The sequence below is a fragment of the Pedobacter sp. genome, from assembly GCF_045628745.1.
Taxonomy (GTDB): domain Bacteria; phylum Bacteroidota; class Bacteroidia; order Sphingobacteriales; family Sphingobacteriaceae; genus Pedobacter.
The window spans coordinates 1-3,650 of the sequence record NZ_JAZQPU010000227.1 but is presented as its reverse complement, the minus strand read 5'-3'; the positions used below and the strand labels follow the sequence as shown (position 1 = coordinate 3,650).

General features: G+C 41.3%; 5 protein-coding genes. 3 read left to right on the top strand and 2 right to left on the bottom strand.

The features are described from left to right. On the bottom strand, positions 1-132 hold a 132-nt coding region (gene ruvX / locus ACR2F7_RS08685; protein WP_432713185.1), incomplete at its 3' end, for a Holliday junction resolvase RuvX. Positions 133-179: 47 nt separating this feature from the next. On the opposite strand from ruvX, the gene ACR2F7_RS08680 reads away from it, so the two are divergent. Genes ACR2F7_RS08680 through ACR2F7_RS08670 form a run of 3 tightly spaced genes read left to right on the top strand, consistent with a single transcriptional unit; the run spans position 180 to position 3,239 of the window. Continuing rightward, positions 180-1,328: an ATP-binding protein gene (locus tag ACR2F7_RS08680; protein ID WP_432713184.1), complete on the top strand. Its 1,149-nt coding sequence runs from the start codon at positions 180-182 to the stop codon at positions 1,326-1,328. 2 nt (positions 1,329-1,330) lie between these two features. Further along, on the top strand, positions 1,331-2,767 hold the full coding sequence (gene ricT, locus ACR2F7_RS08675) for a regulatory iron-sulfur-containing complex subunit RicT (protein WP_432713183.1): 1,437 nt from the start codon (positions 1,331-1,333) through the stop codon (positions 2,765-2,767). Beyond that, the gene (locus ACR2F7_RS08670) at positions 2,760-3,239 is read left to right on the top strand and encodes a gliding motility lipoprotein GldH (RefSeq protein WP_432713182.1); all 480 of its coding nucleotides are present in this window, start codon (positions 2,760-2,762) and stop codon (positions 3,237-3,239) included. The genes ricT and ACR2F7_RS08670 overlap by 8 nt, the downstream gene beginning before the upstream one ends. Here the strand turns inward: ACR2F7_RS08670 and ACR2F7_RS08665 are convergent. Beyond that, positions 3,234-3,650: glutamate ligase domain-containing protein (locus ACR2F7_RS08665; protein WP_432713181.1), on the bottom strand; the 417-nt coding region annotated here is incomplete at its 5' end. The two genes, ACR2F7_RS08670 and ACR2F7_RS08665, sit on opposite strands and share 6 nt — an antisense overlap.

Sequence of the window (3,650 nt, the reverse complement as noted above, 5' to 3'; positions counted from 1 at the left end):
GTATTTTTTTAAATATTCCAGGATTTCCTTGGGGTGTATAGTGTCCAAACCGGTCGCAATAATTTGCAGTGGATCTGTAACGGCAACCCCGATACGCTTGGTACCATAATCGAATGCGATAATACGTGCCATTTTACAAATATGCAAAACCATATTAAAAAATTAGTATTTTGCACCAAATGCAGTTTAAAGAGATCATAGGACAAGAAGCTATAAAACAACAATTGATACAAACAGTTGTTGAAAATAGAGTGAGCCATGCTCAGCTATTTCTTTCTACTTCGGGCAGTGGTGCATTACCATTGGCCATTGCCTATGCGCAATACATCAACTGCCTTGAAAAAACGGATACTGACAGCTGCGGTACTTGTGCTTCCTGCAGGAAATATAGTCGTTATATCCACCCAGACCTGCATTTCTCCTATCCTTTTTTCGCTTCTAAGGATGTGAAGTTAGCCACAGATGTATTAGGACAGTGGCGAAAAATGCTGCTCAAAGATCCCTATTTTGACCTTGACATCTGGCGCTCACAACTACTGGCAGAAAATAAACAGGCCAATATCAATATAGCCGAATGTCATGATATCATCAAAAAACTAAGTTATAAAGCTTTTGAAGGCGAAACTAAAGTTTTGATCTTATGGCTGCCAGAATTTTTGGATAAAGAAGGCAATGCTTTATTGAAAATTATTGAAGAACCGCCAATGAACACCCTCTTTTTGTTAGTGGCCAATAATCAGGAACAGATCCTGTCTACTTTGTTATCAAGGACGCAAATTGTCAAAATACCCAAACTGCCCCATGCGACCATAGAAAATTACCTGATGGAAAACCATGGTCTATCAGCACAGCAGGCTCAGGAATATAGTTTTCTGGCAGATGGCAATTTAATTGATGCCAAACTTTTGGTGGAGAATACCCAAAATGACCATGCAGAGAAATTTGCCGGGTGGCTAAGAATGGGCTATAGCAACAAAGGTTTAGATCTTCTGGCTTTTGTAGACCAGGCGGCAAGCTGGGGAAGAGAAAATCAAAAAAACTTTTTAAAGTACGGCATCAGTTTCCTCAGGGAGTGCAGCATCATTTTAAGTGGTGCCGAAGAACTGGTGAAATTACCACCAAGAGCATTGGAAACGGCGAAAAAGTTGTCGGCCAATGTGCTTGATATCAATATGGCTGCGGCCATTATTGCGGAGCTGGAAGCTGCTCATTATCACATCGAACGGAATGCGAATCCTAAAATTCTGTTTTTAGATGTATCTTTACAATTGGTTAAAATAATCAAATTTAAAACGCTCCCGAAAGGGACTCAATATATATATAATTAATTATGGGATGTGGAAGTTGTTCAACAGGTGGTGGTTGCGCCCCTGCAGGCTGCAAAAGTAATGGCAATTGCCTTACTGGTGGTTGCCAGAAATTAGAAGTTTACGATTGGCTGTCGAATTTAGACATGCCTTCCAATTATATACCTTTTCAAGTAGTCGAAGTTAAATTTAAAGGCGCCAGAAAGGAGTTTTTCCTCAATAATGATAACATTTACCTGGAGATAGGTGAGCTTGTTGCCGTTGAAGGACCAACAGGAGGTTATGATATTGGCCACGTTTCTTTAACAGGAGAATTGGTGAGGACGCAAATGAAGCGCCGCAAAACTACCCTTGACCAGGTAACGCGTAAAATTTACCGTAAAGCATCTGAAGCAGATGTGGAACGTTGGAAATTGGCCAAGGATATGGAATGGGAAACCATGCATAAAGCACGTAAGTTAGCCTTAGACCTGCGCTTGTCGATGAAAATCAGCGATGTAGATTACCAGGGTGATAAAACTAAAGCTACTTTTTACTACACTGCTGAAGGTCGTGTGGATTTCAGAGAACTGATTAAGAAAATGGCGGAAACGTTTAGGATCAGGATAGAAATGCGCCAGATTGGGATGCGCCAGGAAGCCGGAAGATTAGGTGGTATTGGTTCATGCGGTAGAGAATTATGCTGCTCTACCTGGTTAACGAACTTTAAAACTGTTTCTACTGCTGCGGCAAGATACCAGAACCTGTCTTTAAATACGTTGAAGCTTGCTGGTCAGTGTGGTAAATTAAAGTGCTGCTTAAATTATGAGCTGGATACTTACCTGGATGCTTTAAAAGATATTCCAGACCGTATTGAAAGCTTACAAACAGAAGTTGGTGTAGCACGTCACCAAAAAACGGATATTTTCAAGAAACTGATGTGGTTTAGTTATGCTAACCAGGAAGATTGGATTCCCTTGAAAGTGGATAGGGTGAAAGAAATTATGGCCATGAATAAACGTGGACAAAAACCGGTTAACCTTAAAGAAGAGGCTGTTGAAGTAGAATCGACGGCAGTGATTGAAAAAGTGCTTGATTATGAAAATGTGGTAGGACAAGATAGCCTGACCCGTTTGGATGATAAAAGAAACAAGGCTAACCGCAATCAGAAAACCCCTAACCAGCGGAATAATGCTACAACAGGCAGAACCGAAAGGCCAGCTCGCCCACAGCAAGCACGCAAAACTGGGGAGGCACCCAAGAAACCTGAGCAGGTTAAACCTACGGGAGAGGCTGTAAAACGCCCGCCGCACGTAAAAAGGGTTATTGAAGATAGCAAAAAGCTTGTAGAAGCACAACCAGGGCAACCTGTTGTGAGTAAAAATAAAAGCCGTAATAACCGTAGAAGAAATAACAGACCTACGGATCGTACAGGTGATAAACCTATGGACAAACCTTCGGATAAGCCAACTAATGAATAAGATAAAGTGCCTGGTGATCGTATTCCTGATGATCAGCATGGGTTTTCTCAGCGGATGCATCACCAACAATGTGGTTGATACCAATGTGTCGATGCCAAAACATCGCTGGAGTTATATCAATAAGGTAGCCACGGACATAGAGATAAAAGATCATACGAAACCGTATGATCTTTTCTTTAAATTAAGGCATACAGCAAAATACCGCTATAGTAACATCTATATCTTGTTTCATTTAAAGCAAGCAGGCAAAAAACAAGTTACACGCAAGTATGAATACAAGCTGGCACAGGCAGATGGAACATGGTTAGGTGCCGGCTCAGGAGATTTATATACCTATACCTTGCCCTTGTTGCGCAAATTCGACTTTCCTGCCAATGGCAAGTATACTTTGGTGATTGAACAATGTATGACCGATAACCCCCTGCATGCCATCAGTGACGCAGGTATATTGGTCGCTGAATCTACCTTATAATAAAGGCATCAATTGCTCTAAGGCCATTCCCCTTGATCCTTTGAGCAAGACCAGGCTGTTTTTAATGGCGTTTGCCATTAAATAAGCACTGGCTTCTGCCGGTGTATGAAAAAATTGAGCTACATATTGACCTTCATATTCTGCAAAGGACTTACCAATAAAAATAAGCTGCGTTAAACCAGCTGCAATAGCCTTTTTTACAATCAGCTCATGTTGCTCTGCCGCTTCTTTGCCTAGTTCAAACATATCGCCTAAAATAGCCACCTTGTGCACTGCTGTTAAGGAAGAAATATTGTTTAATGCCGCAGACATGCTGCTGGGGTTGGCATTATAAAAGTCGCAAATCAGGGTATTCTCCGCGGTTTTTTGCAATTGTGAACGGTTGTTGTTAGGGAAATAATGTTCTAGTCC

Excerpts from the sequence above, each read along its gene's own strand:
- ACR2F7_RS08680 (WP_432713184.1), top strand. The coding sequence starts at position 180 with ATGCAGTTTAAAGAGATCATAGGACAAGAAGCTATAAAACAACAATTG.
- ricT (WP_432713183.1), top strand. The coding sequence starts at position 1,331 with ATGGGATGTGGAAGTTGTTCAACAGGTGGTGGTTGCGCCCCTGCAGGC.
- ACR2F7_RS08670 (WP_432713182.1), top strand. The coding sequence starts at position 2,760 with ATGAATAAGATAAAGTGCCTGGTGATCGTATTCCTGATGATCAGCATG.